The sequence below is a fragment of the Gardnerella sp. DNF00354 genome, from assembly GCF_049262755.1.
GTDB lineage: Bacteria > Actinomycetota > Actinomycetes > Actinomycetales > Bifidobacteriaceae > Bifidobacterium > Bifidobacterium vaginale.
Window position 1 is genome coordinate 609,038 of record NZ_CP058402.1, and the last position, 19,633, is coordinate 628,670.

31 protein-coding genes are annotated in these 19,633 nt (G+C 48.2%); all 31 read left to right on the plus strand.

The features are described 5' to 3' along the window. Positions 1 to 274: 274 nt before the first annotated feature. The 31 genes from adhE (at position 275) to HXT24_RS02610 (ending at position 19,611) form a co-directional block, all read left to right on the plus strand. Positions 275 to 2,980, plus strand: a complete 2,706-nt coding sequence (gene adhE, locus HXT24_RS02460) for a bifunctional acetaldehyde-CoA/alcohol dehydrogenase (protein ID WP_162860822.1) — start codon at positions 275 to 277, stop codon at positions 2,978 to 2,980. A gap of 342 nt (positions 2,981 to 3,322) precedes the next feature. Then, positions 3,323 to 3,631, plus strand: coding sequence for a 30S ribosomal protein S10 (rpsJ, locus tag HXT24_RS02465; RefSeq protein WP_003808013.1), 309 nt, complete (start codon positions 3,323 to 3,325; stop codon positions 3,629 to 3,631). A gap of 15 nt (positions 3,632 to 3,646) precedes the next feature. Further along, positions 3,647 to 4,297 carry a 50S ribosomal protein L3 gene (gene rplC / locus HXT24_RS02470; protein WP_004116043.1) on the plus strand — a complete coding sequence of 217 codons (651 nt, stop codon included), beginning with the start codon at positions 3,647 to 3,649 and terminating at the stop codon, positions 4,295 to 4,297. A gap of 5 nt (positions 4,298 to 4,302) precedes the next feature. Beyond that, complete coding sequence (rplD, locus tag HXT24_RS02475) at positions 4,303 to 4,968, plus strand: 50S ribosomal protein L4 (RefSeq protein ID WP_004114353.1); 666 nt, start codon at positions 4,303 to 4,305, stop codon at positions 4,966 to 4,968. Positions 4,969 to 4,973: 5 nt separating this feature from the next. Beyond that, entirely contained in the window at positions 4,974 to 5,270 is a 297-nt protein-coding gene (gene rplW / locus HXT24_RS02480) for a 50S ribosomal protein L23 (protein ID WP_004114354.1), read from the plus strand. 34 nt (positions 5,271 to 5,304) lie between these two features. Next, on the plus strand, positions 5,305 to 6,135 hold the full coding sequence (rplB, locus tag HXT24_RS02485; RefSeq protein ID WP_004114355.1) for a 50S ribosomal protein L2: 831 nt from the start codon (positions 5,305 to 5,307) through the stop codon (positions 6,133 to 6,135). Positions 6,136 to 6,150: 15 nt separating this feature from the next. Next, positions 6,151 to 6,429 (plus strand): 30S ribosomal protein S19, encoded by a 279-nt coding sequence (rpsS, locus tag HXT24_RS02490; RefSeq protein ID WP_004114357.1) that lies wholly within the window; start codon positions 6,151 to 6,153, stop codon positions 6,427 to 6,429. A 16-nt stretch (positions 6,430 to 6,445) separates the two neighbouring features. Continuing rightward, positions 6,446 to 6,805: a 50S ribosomal protein L22 gene (gene rplV / locus HXT24_RS02495; protein ID WP_004114358.1), complete on the plus strand. Its 360-nt coding sequence runs from the start codon at positions 6,446 to 6,448 to the stop codon at positions 6,803 to 6,805. Positions 6,806 to 6,807: 2 nt separating this feature from the next. Next, positions 6,808 to 7,623, plus strand: coding sequence for a 30S ribosomal protein S3 (rpsC, locus tag HXT24_RS02500; RefSeq protein WP_004114360.1), 816 nt, complete (start codon positions 6,808 to 6,810; stop codon positions 7,621 to 7,623). Positions 7,624 to 7,627: 4 nt separating this feature from the next. After that, positions 7,628 to 8,047 (plus strand): 50S ribosomal protein L16, encoded by a 420-nt coding sequence (gene rplP / locus HXT24_RS02505; RefSeq protein ID WP_004114362.1) that lies wholly within the window; start codon positions 7,628 to 7,630, stop codon positions 8,045 to 8,047. Further along, entirely contained in the window at positions 8,047 to 8,298 is a 252-nt protein-coding gene (gene rpmC, locus HXT24_RS02510; RefSeq protein WP_004105502.1) for a 50S ribosomal protein L29, read from the plus strand. The genes rplP and rpmC overlap by 1 nt, the downstream gene beginning before the upstream one ends. A 2-nt stretch (positions 8,299 to 8,300) precedes the next feature. Continuing rightward, positions 8,301 to 8,567: a 30S ribosomal protein S17 gene (gene rpsQ / locus HXT24_RS02515; protein ID WP_004114365.1), complete on the plus strand. Its 267-nt coding sequence runs from the start codon at positions 8,301 to 8,303 to the stop codon at positions 8,565 to 8,567. 90 nt (positions 8,568 to 8,657) lie between these two features. Next, a complete protein-coding gene (rplN, locus tag HXT24_RS02520) occupies positions 8,658 to 9,026 on the plus strand; it encodes a 50S ribosomal protein L14 (RefSeq protein WP_004114366.1) in 369 nt (122 codons plus the stop codon). 1 nt (position 9,027) lies between these two features. Next, the gene (rplX, locus tag HXT24_RS02525; RefSeq protein ID WP_004114367.1) at positions 9,028 to 9,363 is read left to right on the plus strand and encodes a 50S ribosomal protein L24; all 336 of its coding nucleotides are present in this window, start codon (positions 9,028 to 9,030) and stop codon (positions 9,361 to 9,363) included. Next, on the plus strand, positions 9,360 to 9,932 hold the full coding sequence (rplE, locus tag HXT24_RS02530) for a 50S ribosomal protein L5 (RefSeq protein WP_004114368.1): 573 nt from the start codon (positions 9,360 to 9,362) through the stop codon (positions 9,930 to 9,932). Before rplX ends, rplE begins: the two co-directional genes overlap by 4 nt. A 1-nt stretch (position 9,933) precedes the next feature. Further along, positions 9,934 to 10,119 (plus strand): type Z 30S ribosomal protein S14, encoded by a 186-nt coding sequence (locus tag HXT24_RS02535; RefSeq protein WP_004114370.1) that lies wholly within the window; start codon positions 9,934 to 9,936, stop codon positions 10,117 to 10,119. Positions 10,120 to 10,201: 82 nt separating this feature from the next. After that, positions 10,202 to 10,600 carry a 30S ribosomal protein S8 gene (rpsH, locus tag HXT24_RS02540; protein ID WP_004114372.1) on the plus strand — a complete coding sequence of 133 codons (399 nt, stop codon included), beginning with the start codon at positions 10,202 to 10,204 and terminating at the stop codon, positions 10,598 to 10,600. A gap of 16 nt (positions 10,601 to 10,616) precedes the next feature. After that, the gene (rplF, locus tag HXT24_RS02545) at positions 10,617 to 11,156 is read left to right on the plus strand and encodes a 50S ribosomal protein L6 (protein WP_004114374.1); all 540 of its coding nucleotides are present in this window, start codon (positions 10,617 to 10,619) and stop codon (positions 11,154 to 11,156) included. Between the two features lies 1 nt (position 11,157). Next, on the plus strand, positions 11,158 to 11,529 hold the full coding sequence (gene rplR, locus HXT24_RS02550; RefSeq protein WP_004114376.1) for a 50S ribosomal protein L18: 372 nt from the start codon (positions 11,158 to 11,160) through the stop codon (positions 11,527 to 11,529). Further along, on the plus strand, positions 11,526 to 12,254 hold the full coding sequence (gene rpsE / locus HXT24_RS02555) for a 30S ribosomal protein S5 (RefSeq protein WP_004114377.1): 729 nt from the start codon (positions 11,526 to 11,528) through the stop codon (positions 12,252 to 12,254). The genes rplR and rpsE overlap by 4 nt, the downstream gene beginning before the upstream one ends. Beyond that, positions 12,254 to 12,436 (plus strand): 50S ribosomal protein L30, encoded by a 183-nt coding sequence (gene rpmD, locus HXT24_RS02560; protein ID WP_004114379.1) that lies wholly within the window; start codon positions 12,254 to 12,256, stop codon positions 12,434 to 12,436. The genes rpsE and rpmD overlap by 1 nt, the downstream gene beginning before the upstream one ends. Before the next feature lie 2 nt (positions 12,437 to 12,438). Next, positions 12,439 to 12,894 (plus strand): 50S ribosomal protein L15, encoded by a 456-nt coding sequence (gene rplO, locus HXT24_RS02565; protein ID WP_422119557.1) that lies wholly within the window; start codon positions 12,439 to 12,441, stop codon positions 12,892 to 12,894. Positions 12,895 to 13,096: 202 nt separating this feature from the next. Continuing rightward, positions 13,097 to 14,437 (plus strand): preprotein translocase subunit SecY, encoded by a 1,341-nt coding sequence (gene secY, locus HXT24_RS02570; RefSeq protein ID WP_004116039.1) that lies wholly within the window; start codon positions 13,097 to 13,099, stop codon positions 14,435 to 14,437. A 63-nt stretch (positions 14,438 to 14,500) separates the two neighbouring features. Beyond that, positions 14,501 to 15,061: an adenylate kinase gene (locus tag HXT24_RS02575; RefSeq protein WP_004114385.1), complete on the plus strand. Its 561-nt coding sequence runs from the start codon at positions 14,501 to 14,503 to the stop codon at positions 15,059 to 15,061. 148 nt (positions 15,062 to 15,209) lie between these two features. Then, positions 15,210 to 15,428, plus strand: a complete 219-nt coding sequence (infA, locus tag HXT24_RS02580) for a translation initiation factor IF-1 (RefSeq protein ID WP_004105485.1) — start codon at positions 15,210 to 15,212, stop codon at positions 15,426 to 15,428. Positions 15,429 to 15,449: 21 nt separating this feature from the next. Beyond that, positions 15,450 to 15,563, plus strand: a complete 114-nt coding sequence (rpmJ, locus tag HXT24_RS02585) for a 50S ribosomal protein L36 (RefSeq protein ID WP_003842636.1) — start codon at positions 15,450 to 15,452, stop codon at positions 15,561 to 15,563. A 132-nt stretch (positions 15,564 to 15,695) separates the two neighbouring features. Beyond that, positions 15,696 to 16,073 carry a 30S ribosomal protein S13 gene (gene rpsM, locus HXT24_RS02590; protein ID WP_004105472.1) on the plus strand — a complete coding sequence of 126 codons (378 nt, stop codon included), beginning with the start codon at positions 15,696 to 15,698 and terminating at the stop codon, positions 16,071 to 16,073. Positions 16,074 to 16,156: 83 nt separating this feature from the next. Further along, positions 16,157 to 16,555, plus strand: coding sequence for a 30S ribosomal protein S11 (gene rpsK / locus HXT24_RS02595; RefSeq protein WP_004105468.1), 399 nt, complete (start codon positions 16,157 to 16,159; stop codon positions 16,553 to 16,555). A gap of 79 nt (positions 16,556 to 16,634) precedes the next feature. Beyond that, positions 16,635 to 17,630, plus strand: a complete 996-nt coding sequence (locus HXT24_RS02600) for a DNA-directed RNA polymerase subunit alpha (RefSeq protein ID WP_004114387.1) — start codon at positions 16,635 to 16,637, stop codon at positions 17,628 to 17,630. Between the two features lie 79 nt (positions 17,631 to 17,709). Continuing rightward, positions 17,710 to 18,144, plus strand: a complete 435-nt coding sequence (gene rplQ, locus HXT24_RS02605) for a 50S ribosomal protein L17 (RefSeq protein ID WP_004114389.1) — start codon at positions 17,710 to 17,712, stop codon at positions 18,142 to 18,144. Positions 18,145 to 18,294: 150 nt separating this feature from the next. Then, entirely contained in the window at positions 18,295 to 19,611 is a 1,317-nt protein-coding gene (locus HXT24_RS02610) for an Mbeg1-like protein (RefSeq protein ID WP_422119558.1), read from the plus strand. Positions 19,612 to 19,633: the final 22 nt, after the last annotated feature.

Sequence of the window (19,633 nt, forward strand, 5' to 3'; positions counted from 1 at the left end):
TAAGTAATCATTAAATCTAACATTCTAGAAAATTTAGAGGATAATCGCACATAAATAGTCACAAATAATAACAAATAACGAACATTAGAGGATAAACCTCGCTCATAAATAGCGCAACTCGCTGCAAATCCAAAATAGTACAGTAAATCAAGTAGATTGTGAACTGTATCACATTGTTAGACATTTAAGATGTGTTTATAAAGAAGATTCTTCATGTAAATGTCTGCATATGAAATGTAAATATAAAAATATATGAATGATCGAGGAGGACCAAATGGCGCAGGCGCAAGAAAAGGCGCAAGAAACAGTGCTTGATGAAAAAGAGCAAGCCGCATTAGCAGCCAAACGAGAGGTAGATGAATTAGCTAAAAAAGCAAAGGTTGCTTTAGAAGAGTTTGAAAAATTAAATCAGGAGCAAGTAGACAGAATCGTAGCAAAAGCGTCTATTGCAGCGTTAAACAAGCATTTAGTATTAGCAAAAATGGCTGTTGAAGAAACAGGCAGAGGATTAGTTGAAGATAAAGCCACAAAAAACATTTTTGCATGCGAGCATATTACCCATTATCTTGCAGGCCAGCGCACAGTAGGCATTATTCGCGAAGATGATGTTCTTGGAATCGATGAAATCGCTGAGCCAGTTGGCATAGTAGCAGGCGTGACTCCAGTCACAAACCCAACATCTACAGCTATTTTTAAATCGCTAATTGCTCTTAAAACTCGTTGCCCAATTATTTTTGGCTTCCATCCATTCGCTCAAAAATGCTCCGCAGAAGCGGCAAGAGTTGTGCGCGATGCAGCGATAGAAGCAGGCGCGCCTGAAAATTGCATTCAGTGGATTGAGCATCCATCAATCGAAGCTACGGGAGCTTTAATGAAGCACCCAGATGTTGCAACAATTCTTGCAACAGGCGGTCCTGGAATGGTTAAGGCTGCTTATTCTTCGGGCAAGCCAGCACTTGGCGTTGGTGCAGGAAACGCTCCAGCATATGTTGATGCGGATGTAGATGTTGTGCGCGCTGCAAACGATTTGGTGCTTTCAAAGCATTTTGATTACGGCATGATTTGCGCAACAGAGCAGGCGATTATTGCGCATAAAGACGTGTATGAGCCATTGTTAAAGGAATTGAAGCGCAGAAAAGCATATTTCGTTAATGCTGATGAAAAAGCGAAACTTGAACAGTATATGTTTGGTTGCACTTCGTATTCAGGTCAAACTCCTAAGCTTAATTCAGTTGTTCCAGGAAAATCTCCTCAATATATTGCGCATGAAGCTGGGTTTGAGATTCCAGAAGATGCTGTGATACTTATTGCCGAGTGCAAGGAAGTTGGCGAGATGGAGCCTCTAACAATGGAAAAGTTGGCTCCTGTTCATGCTTTGCTTCGCGCTGAAAATAAGGAACAAGGCTTTGAAATGTGCGAGAAGATGCTTGTTCACGGAGCTGGTCACACTGCTGTGATTCACACTAATAATCAGCAGCTTGCTCGCGAATATGGCAGCCGCATGCACGCTTGCCGAATCATTTGGAACTCCCCAGGGTCCTTGGGTGGTGTTGGTGACATCTACAACGCAATCGCACCTTCTCTCACTTTGGGCTGTGGTTCTTATGGTGGAAACTCTGTTTCTGGAAATGTTCAAGCAGTAAATCTTATTAATATAAAGCGCATAGCGCGAAGGAATAACAATATGCAGTGGTTCAAGATTCCGGCCAAAACGTATTTTGAGCCGAATGCTGTTCGCTATTTGCGAGACATGTATGGCATTGAGCGCGCAGTTATTGTGTGCGATAAAGTTATGGAGCAGCTTGGAATTATAGACAAGGTGATTGATCAGCTTCGCGCTAGAGACAATCGCGTAACGTTTAGGATTATTGACTACGTTGAGCCAGAGCCAAGCGTTGAAACTGTTGAGCGCGGCGCCGAAATGATGCGCGAAGAGTTCCAGCCAGATACGATTATTGCTGTTGGCGGCGGATCTCCTATGGATGCTGCAAAAATTATGTGGCTTCTTTACGAGCACCCAGAAATTTCCTTCGCAGATTTGCGCGAAAAGTTCTTCGATATCCGTAAGCGCGCGTTTAAGATTCCGCCTCTTGGTAAAAAGGCTTGCTTGATTTGTGTGCCAACGTCTTCTGGAACAGGATCGGAAGTTACTCCGTTTGCAGTTATTACAGATCATAAGACTGGCTACAAGTACCCGATTACTGACTACGCAATTACACCTTCGGTGGCAATCGTGGATCCAGTTTTGGCACGCACACAGCCTCGTCGCTTGGCTTGCGATTCTGGTTTTGACGCTTTGACGCACTCTATGGAAGCTTTTGCTTCTGTTTATGCTAACGACTTTACGGACGCAATGGCATTGCATGCAGCAAAGTTGATTTGGGATAATCTTAACGATTCTGTGAATTCCAATGATTCGGAGCGCAAGATTCAAGCTCAAGAAAAAATGCATAATGCGGCTACTATGGCTGGAATGGCGTTTGGTTCGGCGTTCCTTGGTATGTGCCACGCAATGGCGCATACAATCGGAGCTTTGTGCCATGTTGCGCACGGCCACACGAATGCAATTTTGCTGCCTTATGTGATTCGCTACAATGGTCAAATTCCACAAGAGCCTACAAGCTGGCCAAAGTACAATCGCTACATCGCTCCAGAGCGATACCAGCAGATTGCAAAGAATCTTGGCATAGATCCTGGTAAAACTCCTCAAGAGGGCGTTGAGAATTTGGCGCGTGCTGTTGAAAATTATCGAGATAATCTTCTTAGTATGGATGCTTCGTTTAAGGCATGCGGTGTGGATGAAGAATACTATTGGTCTTTGTTGGATCAGATTGGCATGCGTGCTTACGAAGATCAGTGCGCTCCTGCAAATCCTCGTATTCCTCAAATCGAAGATATGAAGGATATTGCGATTGCAGCGTATTATGGTGTTTCCCAAGAAGAAGGACATCGTATGCGTTTGGAGCGCGAATCTAAGTGATTATCTAGGTGACTATTTAGATAATTATTGAATAATTATTGTATATTTAGTTGCAAATGGCAGAGGCTGCACTAGCTGTAGTTTCTGCCATTTTTCGTTGGAAAATAGCCGACACGCCCGATTTTTGTTAATCCAAGGTTGATGGTTTAATTACTTAGTTGCCTGTTTTTAAGGCTCGCATATTGTAATTCAAAAAAGCGAGCGCAGAAACAGAAATCGCAATTTTTGTTGATTTTTGTAGGCTGCGCACTGATGTGGAATGACCTTTAGTGTCTATTCTCCCGGTGCCCTTTGATACAGGTTGGTAAACAGTAAACGAATCGCTAGAAAGGGCGGACGGCAATGGCGGGACAGAAAATCCGCATCAGGCTTAAGTCCTATGACCATGAGGTCATCGACCAATCGGCGAAGAAAATCGTCGAGACGGTGACGAACGCGGGCGCCACAGTAGTGGGTCCGGTTCCTCTGCCGACCGAGAAGAACGTGTTTGTTGTTATCCGTTCTCCTCACAAATATAAGGATTCTCGCGAGCATTTCGAGATGCGCACTCATAAGCGCCTCATTGACATCGTTGATCCAACGCCAAAGGCTGTGGATTCTTTGATGCACATTGACCTGCCTGCGGATGTAAATATCGAGATTAAGCTGTAGGAAGGGGGGTAAATAATGTCGCAAAATAAGAATCGCACTGCTTTGCTCGGCCGTAAGCTGGGCATGAGCCAGGTTTGGGATGAAAACGGCCTTTTTGTCCCCGTAACTCTGGTTGAGGTTGCTACTAACGTAGTTACCGCTGTTAAGACCGAAGAAACTGACGGTTATTGCGCCGTACAGCTCGGTTATGGCCAGATTGATCCTACCAAGGTTACCAAGCCATTGGCTGGTCACTTTGCAAAGGCTGGCGTGACTCCTCGTCGTCACCTCGCTGAGGTGCGCACTGAAAATGCAGCAGATTACAAGCCAGGTCAGGAATTGACCGCTGAAGTGTTTGCTGAAGGTGCCGAAGTCGACGTAACGGGTACTACAAAGGGTAAAGGCTTTGCTGGCACAATCAAGCGTTGGGGCTTCAAGTCTTACCGTCGTACTCACGGCTCGCACAAGAATGAACGTCGTCCAGGTTCTGTGGGCGCATGTGCAACTCCAAGCCGCATTTTGAAGGGCAAGCGTATGGCTGGTCGCATGGGTCATGTGACTTCTACTGCGCTCAACCTCACAATCGTTTCTTCGGATGTTGAGAACGGTATTTTAGCTATTAAGGGTGCTATTCCAGGACCTAAAGGTGCTATCGTTCTCGTCCGTTCGGCAGTGAAGGGAGCCTGATTTAAATGGCAAACGTAACTCTGAACGTAACTGACACCAAGGGCAATGCAAACGGAACTGTTGAAGCTCCTGCTGAGATTTTCGGCATCTCCAACGAAGACGTTTTGGCTCACGGTCCATTGGTTCATCAGGTCGTTATTGCTCAGCTTGCTGCTGCTCGACAGGGTACTCACGCGGTTAAGAATCGCGCTAATGTATCTGGCGGCGGTAAGAAGCCATGGAAGCAGAAGGGCACCGGACGTGCTCGTCAAGGCTCCATTCGTGCTCCACAGTGGGTGCATGGTGGCGTTGTACATGGTCCAGTTCCTCGCAAGTATGATCAGCGTACTCCAAAGAAGATGAAGGCAGCTGCTCTTCGTTATGCTCTTTCGGATCGTGCAAATGCTGGTCGCATTGCAGTTGTGGACTTTGGTATTAAGGATGTTCCATCCACCAAAGCAGCAGTTGCAGCACTTACACCAGTAACTAAGGATCAGTTCACCACTGTTGTTCTCTCTCGTGAAAACATCAATGAGTGGATGTCTGTTCGTAACATTCCAACGGTGCATGTGATCTTCGCTGATCAGCTCAACACCTACGATGTCATCACCGCTCAGTACGTAGTCTTCTCCAAGGAAGGTTTCGAAGCCTTCGTTGCAGCTAAGACCGAGCCTGAAGTTAAGGAGGCCTGATTTAAATGGTCGCAGTCCATAACCCAGCACATGACATCATTTTAAAGCCAGTTGTTTCTGAAAAAAGCTATGCAGCTTCCGATCGTGGTCAGTACACCTTCGTGGTAGCTCCAAATGCTAACAAGGTTCAGATCAAGCAGGCTATCGAAGAAATCTTCAAAGTCAAGGTAACGAATGTTAACACCTTGAATCGCGCTGGCAAGCTTAAGCGCTCTCGCACCGGCTTCGGTCGTCGTGTGAATCAGAAGCGTGCTATTGTCACCGTGGCACAGGGCCAGACAATCGATATCTTTGGTAACTGAAGGCTAGCCGAGAAAAGTAAAGGAATACTACATTATGGCTATCCGCGTTTATAAGCCTACGACTGCAGGACGTCGTAACGCATCCGTTTCGGACTTCTCCGAGATTACGCGTTCCACTCCTGAAAAGTCGTTGGTACGCAAACTCAGCAAAACTGGCGGTCGTAACTCTTACGGTCGCATGACTTCCCGCCATCGCGGCGGCGGACACAAGCGTCAGTATCGTCTCATCGATTTTAAGCGTTGGGACAAGGATGGCGTGCCAGCAAAGGTTGCTCATATTGAGTATGACCCTAATCGTTCCGCTCGCATCGCATTGTTGCATTATGCAGATGGTGAGAAGCGCTACATTATCGCTCCTGAAGGCATTTCCCAGGGAGATGTTATTGAGACTGGCGCCCAGGCTGATATTAAGCCAGGCAACAACTTGCCTCTTAAGAACATCCCAACTGGTACCGTGGTGCACGCAATCGAGCTTCGTCCACTTGGTGGCGCAAAGATTGCACGCTCCGCAGGTGCTGCCGTTCAGCTCGTAGCTAAGGATGGCGCTTACGCTCAGTTGCGTATGCCATCTGGCGAAATTCGTAACGTGGACGCTCGTTGCCGCGCTACAATCGGCGAGGTTGGCAACTCTGACCACGCTAATATCGAGCTTGGTAAGGCAGGTCGTGCTCGTTGGCTTGGTCGCAGGCCAATCACCCGAGGCGAATCTATGAACCCTGTTGATCACCCTCATGGTGGTCGTACCCGTGGTGGTAAACCACCTGTTTCTCCATGGGGCAAGGGCGAGGTTCGTACCCGCCGTCCGAAGAAGGCTTCGAACAAGATGATTGTTCGTCGTCGTCCGAATGGTAAGAACCGCAAGTAAGGGAGTGTCGAACAGATGACTCGTAGCATCAAGAAGGGCCCTTTCGTCGACGCCCACTTACAGAAGAAAGTCGACGAACAAAACGACAAGGGCACGCATAACGTCATCAAGACGTGGTCGCGTCGTTCGATGATCACTCCTGATTTCATTGGACACACCTTTGCCGTACACGATGGCCGCAAGCATGTGCCGGTATTTGTTACCGAAGCAATGGTTGGTCATAAGCTCGGTGAATTCGCCCCAACCAAGACCTTCAAGGGTCATGTGAAGGACGACAAGAAAGCACGCCGCTAAAGGAGAGTTAGGACACATGGAAGCTAAAGCAATCGCTCGTCACGTACGTGTGACGCCGCGCAAGGCTCGCCGCATGGTCGACCTCATCCGAGGCAAGCGTGCAAGCGAAGCTATTACCATTTTGAAGTTTGCTCCTCAGGACGCATCTTTACCAGTGCGTAAGGTTCTTGAAAGCGCGATCGCTAACGCTCGCGTTAAGGCTGAAAAGGCTGGAGAACCATTCCGTGAGCAAGACTTGGTCATCAAGGAAACCTATGTGGATGAGGGTGTAACGCTTAAGCGTTTCCGCGCTCGTGCACAAGGTCGCGCTGCGCGCATTAACAAGCGCACAAGCCATATCACTGTTATCGTCTCGCTTAAGGAAGGGGATCGCTAAAGATGGGTCAGAAGATCAATCCTTTCGGCTATCGCCTGGGCATTACCGAGAATCATCGCTCTAGGTGGTTCTCTGATTCTACTAAAGCCGGCGAGCGTTACCGTGACTTCGTCCTTGAGGATGACAAGATTCGCAAGGAAATGAGCCATGACCTCGAACGTGCAGGCGTGTCCCGCATCGTTATCGAGCGTACTCGTGACCGCGTTCGTGTTGATATTCACACCGCTCGTCCAGGTATTATTATCGGTCGTCGTGGCGCAGAAGCCGAGCGTGTTCGTGCAAAGCTTGAGAAGCTCACTGGTAAGCAAGTACAGCTCAACATTTTCGAAGTGAAGAATGCTGCACTTGACGCTCAATTGGTTGCTCAGGGAATTGCGGAACAGTTAACCAATCGCGTTACATTCCGTCGCGCTATGCGTAAAGCACAGCAGGATGCAATGCGCGCAGGTGCAAAGGGTATCCGTATTAAGCTCTCTGGTCGTCTTGGTGGCGCCGAAATGAGCCGTTCTGAGTTCTATCGTGAGGGTCGCGTTCCACTGCAGACCCTGCGTGCCCTTATTGATTACGGCTTCTTTGAAGCTAAGACTACCTACGGCCGTATCGGCGTAAAGGTATGGATTTATAAGGGTGATATGACCGAGCGTGAGTTCGAAGAGCAGCAGGCCCAGCAGGGTAAGCGTGAAGGTCGCCGTGGCGATCGTCGTCCACGTCGTGGCGCACGCTCTGCCAACCAGCAGAAGGCTGCCGAAGCACAGGCTGAGAAGCCAGCTGAAGCTGCAGCTGCTGAAGCTCCTGCCGCAACGGAAACGAAGGAGTGAGCAGATGCTTATCCCAAAAAGGACTAAATATCGCAAGCAGCACCGTCCTACCCGTAGCGGCATGTCTAAGGGTGGAACCGCTATCGCTTTCGGCGATTTCGGTATTCAGGCGCTGGCTCCGGCGTACATCACTAACCGTCAGATCGAGGCAGCCCGTATCGCAATGACCCGCTATATTAAGCGTGGTGGTCGCGTGTGGATTACGGTTTTCCCTGATCGTCCATTAACCAAGCACCCGCTTGGTGCACGAATGGGTTCCGGTAAAGGCGCTCCAGAATTCTGGATTGCTAACATCCATCCAGGTCGTGTAATGTTCGAGATCGGTGGTGTTTCTGAGGACGTCGCTCGCGAGGCTTTGCGCCGCGCTATCGACAAGCTCCCAATGAAATGCCGTGTTATTGCGCGTGAAGGCGGTGACATCTGATGCCAGTCGGAACTGCAGACTACACCATCAAGAATTTAAACGAGAAGACTAATGCTGAAATCGAAGGCTTCTTAAAGAAGTCTAAGGAAGAGCTTTTTAACTTGCGCTTCCAGGCAGCAACTGGTCAACTCGAAAACAGCGCTCGCCTCAAGGCGGTCAAGCACGACATAGCCAGGATGTATACTATCCTGCGTGAGCGTGAACTCGGCATCAGCCAAGAGCCTGGCGCCACTGAGGTCAAGGAGAAGTAAGCATGGCTGAGAACCAAGAGCGCAACTTCCGCAAGGTTCGTCGCGGCTACGTCGTGTCCGAGGCCATGGACAAGACAATTGCCGTGGAGCTGGAGCAGCGTTCGACACACCCACTTTACGGTAAAGTCGTCCGCTCCACACGCAAGGTCAAGGCACATGATGAACACAATGAGGCGCATATTGGCGATCTCGTGAGTATCATGGAAACTCGGCCTTTGAGCAAGACCAAGCGTTGGCGTCTCGACTCGATTATCGAGCGCGCCAAGTAAACAAGTTCAGCAAGGCTCCGCGCTTCACCTGTGCCTGTTGTTTAGTAGGTACGGGTGAGCGGGGAGAACCAGCTCGACTAAGGAGAATCAATGATTCAGCAGGAAACGCGGCTTCATGTCGCCGACAACACGGGTGCTAAGGAATTGCTTGCCATCCGCGTGCTCGGTGGATCGAAGCGACGCTATGCCGGCATCGGCGACATCATCGTCGCCTCCGTTAAGGATGCTATTCCTGGCGGGTCGGTCAAGAAAGGCGACGTAGTTAAGGCTGTCGTCGTCCGTACTGTCAAGGAACATCGTCGTGTTGATGGTTCCTATATTAAGTTCGACGAGAACGCCGCTGTTATTCTCGGCTCTGGCCGTGAACCAAAGGGCACTCGTATCTTTGGACCAGTCGGTCGTGAATTGCGTGATAAGCGCTTCATGAAGATTGTGTCCCTCGCCCCGGAGGTGATCTGAGATGGTAGCCAAGATTAAGTCCGGCGACCAGGTAAAGGTTATCCGCGGCAAGGATCGCGGTAAGGAAGGCAAAGTACTTCGTGTACTCGCCGAAGACCGTTTGATCGTCGAGGGTGTTCAGGTTGTTAAGAAGCATGTGCGTGCTACCCAGCAGGGTCAGCAGGCAGGCATCGTCTCTGTTGAGGCTCCAATTCACCGTTCTAACGTTATGGTGATTGACCCAGAGACAAAGCAGCCAACCCGCGTGGGCGTGATTGTTAAGCAAGAAGCTCGCGACGGCAAAGTAAAGACCGTGCGCGTGCGTGTAGCTAAGAAGTCCGGAAAGGAGCTGGCATGACCGATACTACAGTTGAGGCGCCGGCAACTCCGCGCTTAAAGCAGCAATACAATGATCAAATCGTTCCAGCTTTGGAAAAGGAATTTGGCCACACTAATCCTATGCAGGTGGCTCGTTTGCAGAAGGTCGTCGTCTCTATGGGCGTTGGCGCTGCAGCTCGCGATTCCAAGCTTATTGAAGGTGCGATTAAGGATCTCACTTTGATCACTGGTCAGAAGCCAAAGGTTACTAAGGCTAAGAAGTCTGTTGCGCAGTTCCATTTGCGCGAAGGTCAGGCTATTGGCGCTTACGTAACTCTTCGTGGTGATCGTATGTGGGAATTCTTGGATCGTTTGCTCACTCTGGCTTTGCCACGTATCCGCGATTTCCGTGGTATTAATGGCAACCAGTTCGACGGTCAGGGTAACTATAACTTTGGTCTTACGGAGCAGTCAATGTTCCACGAGATTGATCCTGATTCGATTGATCATCAGCGTGGTATGGACATCACCGTGGTGACCACCACCAAGGACGATGTGGAAGCGAAGTCGCTACTTAAGCACCTCGGTTTCCCATTCAAGGAGAACTGATATGGCAAAAACCGCTCTGAAAAACAAGGCGGCCGCTAAGCCGAAGTTCAAGGTGCGCGCTTATACGCGTTGCCAGGTTTGTGGTCGTCCTCACTCCGTGTATCGCAAGTTCGGTCTGTGCCGTGTATGCCTTCGTGAAAAGGCACATCGCGGTGAGTTGCCGGGTGTTACGAAGTCCAGTTGGTAAATATCGACGCTGAAGGTCCACTGCTTTAAGAATAACTAAAACAGGCGGTGGAAACCACGGCGAGAAAGGGCGTTAGCCCAACATGACAATGACAGATCCTATCGCAGACATGTTGACACGTCTGCGTAATGCGAGCGCGGCAAAGCACGATACCGTGGAAATGCCGTACTCCAAGTTCAAGGCGAATATCGCCGAGATTCTGAAGCGTGAAGGCTATATTAAAGACTTTGCTGCTAAGGAAGCCAAGGTTGGACAGACTTTGGAAGTCACATTAAAGTATGGCTCCAATGGTCAGCGTTCCATCCAGGGCATCAAGCGCATTTCTAAGCCAGGCTTGCGTCGTTACGCAAAGTCTGATTCTTTGCCTATGCCTCTTGGTGGTCTCGGTATCGCTATTATCTCGACCAGCTCGGGATTGTTGACTCAGAAGGAATGCCTCGACAGAGGCATTGGCGGCGAAATCGTCGCCTACGTATGGTGAGAAAGGAGAGCTGAAAATGGCATCGCATATTGGTAAGCTCCCCGTCGACATTCCTGCAGGCGTGGAAGTAAAGATTGAAGGTCAGTCCTTTAGTGCTAAGGGCGCTAAGGGTTCTGATTCCTATGTAATTCCAGAAGGTATTACCGCTGAAGTTGCTGATGGCAAGATCGTTTTAACCCCAGCTGATGATTTGCGTCCAACTCGTGCAAAGCACGGTTTGGCTCGTGCAATCGTAGCGTCCATGGTTAAGGGTGTGCATGAAGGCTACACCAAGACTTTGGACATTGTTGGAACTGGTTATCGTGCTGTGATGAAGGGTAAGGGCATTGAGTTCTCACTCGGATATTCTCACACTATTACCGTTCAGCCACCTGAGGGTATTGAGTTTGAATTGCCAAACGCAAATCAGGTAATCGTCAAGGGTACTGACAAGCAGGCCGTTGGTCAGGCTGCCGCTAACATTCGCAAGCTGCGTGCTCCAGAACCTTATAAGGGTAAGGGCATTAAGTACAGCGATGAGCGTATTTTGCGCAAGGCTGGAAAGGCTGGTAAGTGATATGAGCGTTAAGATTTTCGGTAAGGGTACCAAAGTCGCGCGTTTGCGTCGTCACGCCCGTCTTCGTAAGCGCATTTCTGGCACTCCAGAGCGCCCACGTTTGGTAGTTTCTCGTTCTAACCGTCACATGGTTGCTCAGATTGTGGATGACACTAAGGGTCTTACCCTTGTAAGCGCTTCCACCTTGACTTCTGACTTCGCTGGTTTTACTGGTACGAAGACTGAAGCTGCTACCAAGGTTGGCGAGTTAATCGCTGCCAAGGCGAAGGAAGCGGGTATTACCGCTGTAATCTTCGATCGTGGCGGTAATAAGTATCATGGTCGCGTCGCAGCAGTAGCTGAAGGCGCCCGTCAGGGAGGTCTAGCACTGTGAGCGATAACGAAAAGGAAACCCAAGTGGCTGAAGAAACTCAGAACACTCAGGCATCCGCCGAGGAGCGTACTGACGATCGCCGTTCCCGTCGCTCTAAGGGCGAAGGCAAGCGCGGAGAGCGTCGTAACCGTCGTGAAGAAAACCGCGGCGAAGAGCTTCTGGATCGCGTAGTTACTATTAACCGTGTTTCCAAGACTCACAAGGGTGGTCGTACCTTTAGCTTTGCAGCACTTGTTGTTGTTGGCGACGGTAAGGGCACTGTTGGTGTTGGCTACGGTAAGTCTCGCGAAGTTCCAGCAGCTATCGCTAAGGGTCAGCTTGATGCTAAGAAGCATATGTTCACTGTTCCACGTATTCGTGGTACCGTAACCCACCCTGTGTTGGGTCACGATGCTGCTGGCACAGTTTTGCTTCGTCCAGCTGCTCCAGGTACTGGTGTAATTGCTGGTGGCGCTGTGCGTGCTGTTATGGAGTGCGCTGGCATTACCGATATCCTCACCAAGTCCATGGGCTCTGCAACCGCTGTTAACGTGGTTCGCGCTACTGTGGATGCTTTGAAGAAGCTTGAAGAGCCAGAGGAGATTTGCGCTCGTCGTGGACTTTCCCTCGAGGAAGTTGCACCAGACGCATTGCTTCGTGAGCGCGCTGCAGGCATTGCCGAAGCTCGCAAGGCTCGTGAAGAAGCTCAGGCTGCTAAGGCTGCCCAAGCAAAGGATGGTGAGTGATGGCTAACTTGAAGATCACTCTGGTGCACGGTTTGGTTCATTCCACCGAGCGTCAGCGCGCGAACGTTCAAACTCTCGGTCTTCACAAGATTGGCCAGAGCGTTGTTCGCGAGGACAATCCAGTCAATCGTGGCTTGGTTATGGCCGTTCGCCACTTGCTGAGCGTTGAGGAGGTTGACTGATTATGGCTAATGAAGAACCAATGTTGCACATGCACACGTTGCGTCCAGCTCCAGGAGCTAAGAAGGATCGCATTCGCGTGGGTCGTGGTGAAGGCTCTAAGGGTAAGACTTCGGGTCGTGGCGATAAGGGTACGAAGAAGCGTTACCAAGTTCGTCCAGGCTTTGAAGGCGGCCAGCTTCCACTTTACATGCGTTTGCCTAAGCTTCGTGGCTTTAAGAGCCCATTCAAGAAAGAGTTCCAGGTTGTTAATGTTGCAGCCCTCGAAGAGCTCTTCCAAAATGGTGGCGAAGTTACTGTTGCTGATTTGGTAGTTAAGGGCGCTGTGCGTGATGGTTACCCAGTTAAGGTTTTGGGCGATGGCGATCTTAAGGTTGCTTTGACTCTTAAGGGAGTTAAAGCTTCTGCATCTGCTAAGGCCAAGATTGAAGCTGCTGGTGGCTCTGTTAGCGAAGAGTAATGTACTCAGCTGATAATGCTAATTAACGCAGTGATTTGACTGTTTAATAATCCCTCTAGTTTTGGCTGGAGGGATTATTTTTTATTGCCTAAACTCACGGAATGACTGTATCGGTATGCACCGTGATATAAACTATTGCCTCAGAGTTTGTTTTTTTACTGTTGCGCCTAGATCGTAGCGCAAAAAAGGGAGGAAGACCCAGGTGAAAACGTTAATCCAGGCCTTCAGGACGAAGGAGTTGAGGAATAAGATCCTCTTCGTCTTCGCAATGATTATCATCTACAGAATTGGTTCCTTTATTCCGATTCCTGGCGTTGATTACAAAGTTATACGTGCTTGCACAGCAAAGCTTGCCTCTTCTAGTGAAAACTTTATTGGTTTGGTGAACCTGTTCTCTGGTGGTTCGCTTTTGCAGCTGTCTATTTTTGCATTGGGCGTTATGCCTTATATTACGGCGTCTATTGTTATTCAGCTGCTTAGGGTTGTGATTCCTCGTTTTGAGGCTCTTCACAAGGAAGGTCAGTCTGGAGAAACAAAGCTTACTCAGTACACTCGTTATTTGACTATTGGCTTGGCAATTTTGCAGTCCACAACTATTTTGGTTACTGCACGTTCTGGTGCACTATTTAATTATCAGTGTGGTCAGGTTATTCCAGATGGCTCTATGTGGAGCTTACTGGTTATGGTTTTGATTATGACTGGTGGCACTGGTTTGATCATGTGGATGGCAGAACTTATTACGGATAAGGGTATTGGTCAGGGCATGTCAGTGTTAATCTTCATGTCTATCTGCTCTGGCTTCCTTCCAAAGCTGTGGGAAATTGGTTGGGGAACCAATGGTACTAATGGCGATTGGACCAAGTTCTCTATTGTCGGTGGCGTTCTGCTTGTAATTCTTATTTTTGTTGATTTCGTGGAGCTTGCTCAGCGTAGAATTCCTGTACAGTATACGCGCCGAATGATTGGTCGTAAGATGTATGGCGGTTCTTCCACATACTTGCCTCTTAAGGTCAATATGAGTGGTGTTATCCCACCAATTTTCGCATCCTCGATTCTTGCTATTCCAACTCTTCTTGCTCAGTTTGGTGATAGTCGTAAGGATTGGGTGCGTTGGATTAATGCCAATTTAGCAAACTCTACTTCTGTGTGGTACATAGCCTTGTACACAGTTATGATTGTGTTCTTCTGCTTCTTCTACACTGAGATTACTTTTAATCCAGATGAAACTGCAGATAACATGAAGGAATACGGCGGTTTTATTCCAGGTATTCGTGCTGGTAGTGCTACAAGTCGCTATCTTAGCTATGTTATGAATAGATTAAACACTGTTGGTGCTGTCTATTTGCTATTCGTAGCGTTGATTCCAACAGTTTTGATTATGTCTTTGCACCTTAATATGAAGCTTCCATTTGGTGGTACTACGATTCTTATTATCGCAGGTGTTGGTTTGGATACTTTGCGTCAAGCCAAGGCTCAGACCGAGCAGTTCCAGTATGCTGGATTCTTGTTTGATCATAACGATAGTAAACAAGTTGCTAAATAGTATTACTAGATAAGTTTTGTTGTTAAGATTTGCGATGGAGCATAAAGAAACAAGGAGATTAATATGCGATTGCTAATTATGGGACCACAAGGCGTTGGTAAGGGCACTCAGGCTGCTTTGCTTGCAGAGCATTATGGGATTCCTGCTATTTCTACTGGCGATATTTTCCGTTACAACTTGAAGAATCAAACGGAGCTTGGTAAGAAGGTTCAGGGTTATCTTGATAAGGGTGAGCTTGTTCCAGATGAATTGACAAATAGCATTGTTAAGGATCGTCTTGCTCAGGATGATGCTAAGAATGGCTGGATTCTTGATGGATATCCACGTAATGCGTCTCAGGTTAAGGCTTTGGATCTTATGCTTGAGGAGCTTGGTACTCCTTTGGATCACGTTGTTGCTCTTGAAGCGGAGCGTGAGGTTTTGCTTGAGCGTATGAAGAAGCGTGCAATTGAGCAGGGTCGTTCAGATGATACTCCTGAGGTGATTGCTACTCGTTTGGAAACTTACGAGAAGGAAACTGCTCCTCTTCTTGATATTTATGAAAGCCGTGGTCAGCTTGTTGAGGTTGATGGTGTTGGCGATATTGCTGAAATCAACAATCGCATAGTTGAGTCTTTGGTATGAGATTTATTTAAAATTTAGATTTTCTCGTATTTATAATGCGCCTTTTGCGACACGCCGAGTGTTGTATTGGGCGCATTTACTGTATCATAGAAGATTGGCGTGTCTTCGGATACGTGAAGTAGTACGTCCAAGGAACGGAACGAGGCTCATGGCAAAAGACGGTGTGATTGAAGTCGAAGGCACGGTAGTTGAAGCACTGCCAAACGCGATGTTTCGCGTTCAGCTTGAGAACGAGCACATTGTACTGGCTACGATTTCTGGAAAGATGCGTAAGAATTATATTCGTATTCTTCCTCAAGATCGTGTTGTGCTGGAGATGAGCCCTTATGATTTGAACCGTGGTCGTATTACGTACCGCTATAAGTAAAGGTACAAGCAAAGGAAAACCATGAAGGTCAGCCCTAGCGTGAAGAGGATCTGCGAAAATTGCCGCGTGATCCGCCGTCACGGTCGCGTCATGGTGATTTGCATCAACCCACGTCATAAGCAGCGTCAGGGCTGAGTGGATCCCCACCGCGAAGATAAAGGATAAGGCGCTAAGTCGCAGCTAAAGCTGAACCCTGGGTGCGCAGGCCCAGGCCGCAGGATTGCGGGAGACTTGGTGCACGACCTGCGTAATAGTAAAGGAATTACAATGGCACGTCTTGCCGGAGTAGATATTCCCAATGAGAAGCGCATTGAGATTGCCCTCACCTACATTTTTGGTGTAGGCCGTACTCGCGCTAAGGAAACGCTTGCCGCGACCGGTGTTAATCCGGATACCCGCGTCAAGGATCTTACGGATGAACAGTTAATCACTTTGCGTGATTATCTTGAAGCTAATTATAAGATTGAAGGCGATTTGCGTCGTGAAATCGATGCAGACATTCGTCGTAAGATTCAGATCAACTGCTATCAAGGCCAGCGTCATCGCAAGGGTCTTCCTGTGCGTGGTCAGCGTACTAAGACTAATGCTCGTACTCGTAAGGGTCCGAAGCGTACTGTCGCCGGGAAGAAGAAGGCCACCAGATAGTAGTCGGTGGTCGGCTCTAGGCCACGAGTTAATTCTCATCGCCTAGACATACCAACTAATTCGTCATTAGGAAACGAGGGTCAATGGCAGCTGCAAAGCAAGCCTCGCGCAAGCCGCGTCGCCGGGACCGCAAGTCGGTACCGGTTGGGCAGGCGCATATTAAATCAACATTCAATAACACGATTATTTCCATCACCGATCCATCGGGTGCAGTCCTTTCTTGGGCTTCCGGTGGCGATGTCGGCTTTAAGGGTTCCCGCAAGTCGACTCCTTACGCTGCAGGTATGGCTGCTGAGTCTGCTGCTCGTAAGGCAATGGAACATGGCCTGAAGAAGGTCGACGTGTTTGTTAAGGGTCCAGGTTCCGGTCGTGAAACCGCTATCCGTTCCCTTCAGTCCGCGGGTCTTGAAGTCGGTTCTATTACCGACGTCACCCCACAAGCGCATAACGGCGTTCGCCCACCAAAGCGTCGCCGCGTCTGAGCACTCTTACGAATCCATCCATCCAACCCGCTTATGGGCGGCGAGTGCACCACCGACCAGAAGCTGAAAGGATACAAAAGTGCTTATCGCACAGCGTCCAACACTTACCGAGGAATCACTGAATCCCCAGCGTTCTCGCTTTACAATTGAGCCGTTGGAACCAGGTTTCGGATACACGCTCGGCAATTCGCTGCGTCGTACCCTATTGAGCTCCATTCCAGGTGCTGCCGTAACTTCGGTACGCATTTCTGGTGCTCTCCATGAGTTCACGACTCTGCCAGGTGTTGAAGAGGATGTCACTGAAATCCTGCTGAACATTAAGGGTATCGTACTTACAAGTGAGTATGACGAGCCAGTAGTGATGTATCTTCGCAAGAGCGGCAAGGGTGAAGCAACAGCTGGAGATATTACTCCTCCTGCTGGCGTCACTATTGCCAATCCAGAGATGCATATCGCTACACTTGCTGAAGATGGTGAGCTTGAAATTGAGTTCACCGTGGAGCGCGGTCGTGGCTATGTACCTGCTCAGATGAACAAGCAGGAAAACAGCGAAATCGGTCGCATTCCAGTGGATTCGATCTACTCACCAGTTTTGAAGGTGAGCTATAAGGTCGAAGCTACCCGCGTGGAACAGCGCACGGACTTCGATAAGCTCATCCTGGATGTGGAAACTAAGCCAGCTATTACACCACGCGATGCAGTTGCATCTGCTGGTTCGACTTTGGTTGAGCTTTTCGGTCTTTGCCGTGAGCTTAACGTCGATGCAGAAGGTGTTGAAGTTGGTCCAGCTCCAGTCATGGGAGAAGTTGATTCTCAGATGGCTACTCCGATTGAGGATTTGAATCTTACGCAGCGCAGCTACAACTGCTTGAAGCGTGAGGGAATCCACACTGTTGGTGAGCTGGTAGTACACACTGAGCAGGATTTGCTCGATATTCGTAATTTCGGCATGAAATCCATCGATGAGGTTAAAGAGAAATTGCAGTCTATGGGATTGTCTCTTAAGGCCTCGCCGCTTGGCTTTGACGCCAATAATCTCGAAGGTGGCACGTTCTTCTCGCCAGAAGACGAGTAAACAGTCCACCGCCAATCGTCGTGGTTTTTGGATGTTCGGGTTTTTGCCCACCTGAATTCTGCGACAATAAGGAGTAATAATGCCTACACCGAAACAAGGGCCTCGTCTGGCTTCTAGCCCAGCGCATGAGCGCCTGATGCTGGCCAACATGGCTACTAGCCTCTTCCAGCACGGTCGTATTGTGACTACTTTGCCAAAGGCAAAGCGTCTTCGTCCACTTGCTGAGCGTTTGATAACATTCGCTAAGCGTGGCGACTTGCATTCACGCCGCCGTGTGTTGCGCGTGATTCGCAATAAGTCCGTTGTTCACATGCTTTTCACTCAGATTGCTGAGCAGATGAAGCAGCGTGAAGGTGGCTATACCCGCATCGTTAAGATGGCTCCTCGTCGTGGTGATACTGCTCCACAAGCTATTATTGAGCTTGTTGTTGAGCCAGTAAGCCCAAAGAAGGCTGTCGTTAAGGAAGCTGAGTCTGCTGCTAAAGTTGCTGCTAAAGAAGAAGCAGCCGAGTAGTTTAGATTAGCATCTTGATGCATCGGTAAGTAAATCTTTTGCGATTAATCGCAAGTATAAAGGTTTATTAAACGGGTTGGAGATATCTCCAGCCCGTTTTTCTATATCTGACATATCTTTTCTATATCTGGTATCAATTATTATTGAACTATGTCAAATATTCTCGATTTAGTGAATAACGATTTTACTAACTTTAAAGATAGAAAATTCAACGCCGTAGATTCGCTTATTTTATGCGAGTTGGCGTATGTTTGCATGCCTGATTCTATTCCAAAATACGATGATGACTCGGATAATCTGAATACTGTTCCTTTGTGCGAATTGCTTCGCGGTGAGGATTTTTCTTCAATGTTTAGCTCTGGTTCAGCTAAAGTTGATGATTTTCGGAAGAGTCTTCTTCTCGCTGTTGCAGCTAGTCCGCGTTATAGGGGAATGCGAGTCGGCGAGGTTCTTGAGCGTTTTGATGAGTCGAAGGTTGATGATTCGTGTGAGCAGCAGTTTGCTGCAGTTACTTTTGATTTGACTGATTGTGTTGGCTATAGATGTTTTGTTGTTGCTTTCAGGGGGACTGATAACACTCTTGTTGGGTGGAAGGAAGATTTTAATATGGCTTTTCGCTGCCCAGTTCCAGCTCAAGAGTCTGCTGCAGAATATTTGCTTTCTATATCTAGGCGCGTGTGTAAAGATTCTTGCAAAAGTGGCGGTATTCGTGGGATTTTTAGCAGTGTTGGTGATTATTTTGCGAATTTGTTTAATAAGAAGAGTGATTTTAAGAATATCGATCTGGATAAGGTCGATCTAGAAAATAGCGATAATAAGAATAGCGATCTAGAAAATAACAATGATTGCGATTTAAGTGATAATCCTAAAATATTTGTTGTGGGTCATTCAAAAGGCGGAAATATGGCTGCGTACGCGACTATGCGTTTGGATGCAGAAAATCAACAACTTGGTGACCTTGTCAGTAAGATTTATTCAATGGACGGTCCTAGTTTTGGTTCGGATGTTGTTGATCCAAAAGTTTTTTCCCGCGTTGTTTCCAGGATTGAAAAAGTCGTTCCACAATCTGCTTTTATCGGATTGATCATGGATACGGGCGTGCCGTATAAAGTTACAGCTGCCGATTCAATTGGATTAATGCAACATCTTGGCATATATTGGCAAGTTAAAGATGGTGATTTTGACTACTGCGATTGTGTAACTCCGCGCGCTCTAGCAGTTTCTAAAGCTGCAAACGAGTGGATGATGAGTTTGCCATTTGAAGAGCGAAAACGCAGAATTGATAGTGTTTACAGCATGTTTAGCAGTTTAGGGTACTCGAATTTCGACGAGATGTCTTCGCATTGGTCGGAGGTTGTTCCTGCATTATTGAAGATTGCAATGCATATGGATTCAAAAACATATGAGTTGATTCGTAGCGTTATGAGTGCTTTTGCGCTCGCTGGCGGTTCAGATAAGAAAAATTAGTGGAAGTCTGTTTGTAAGTCTG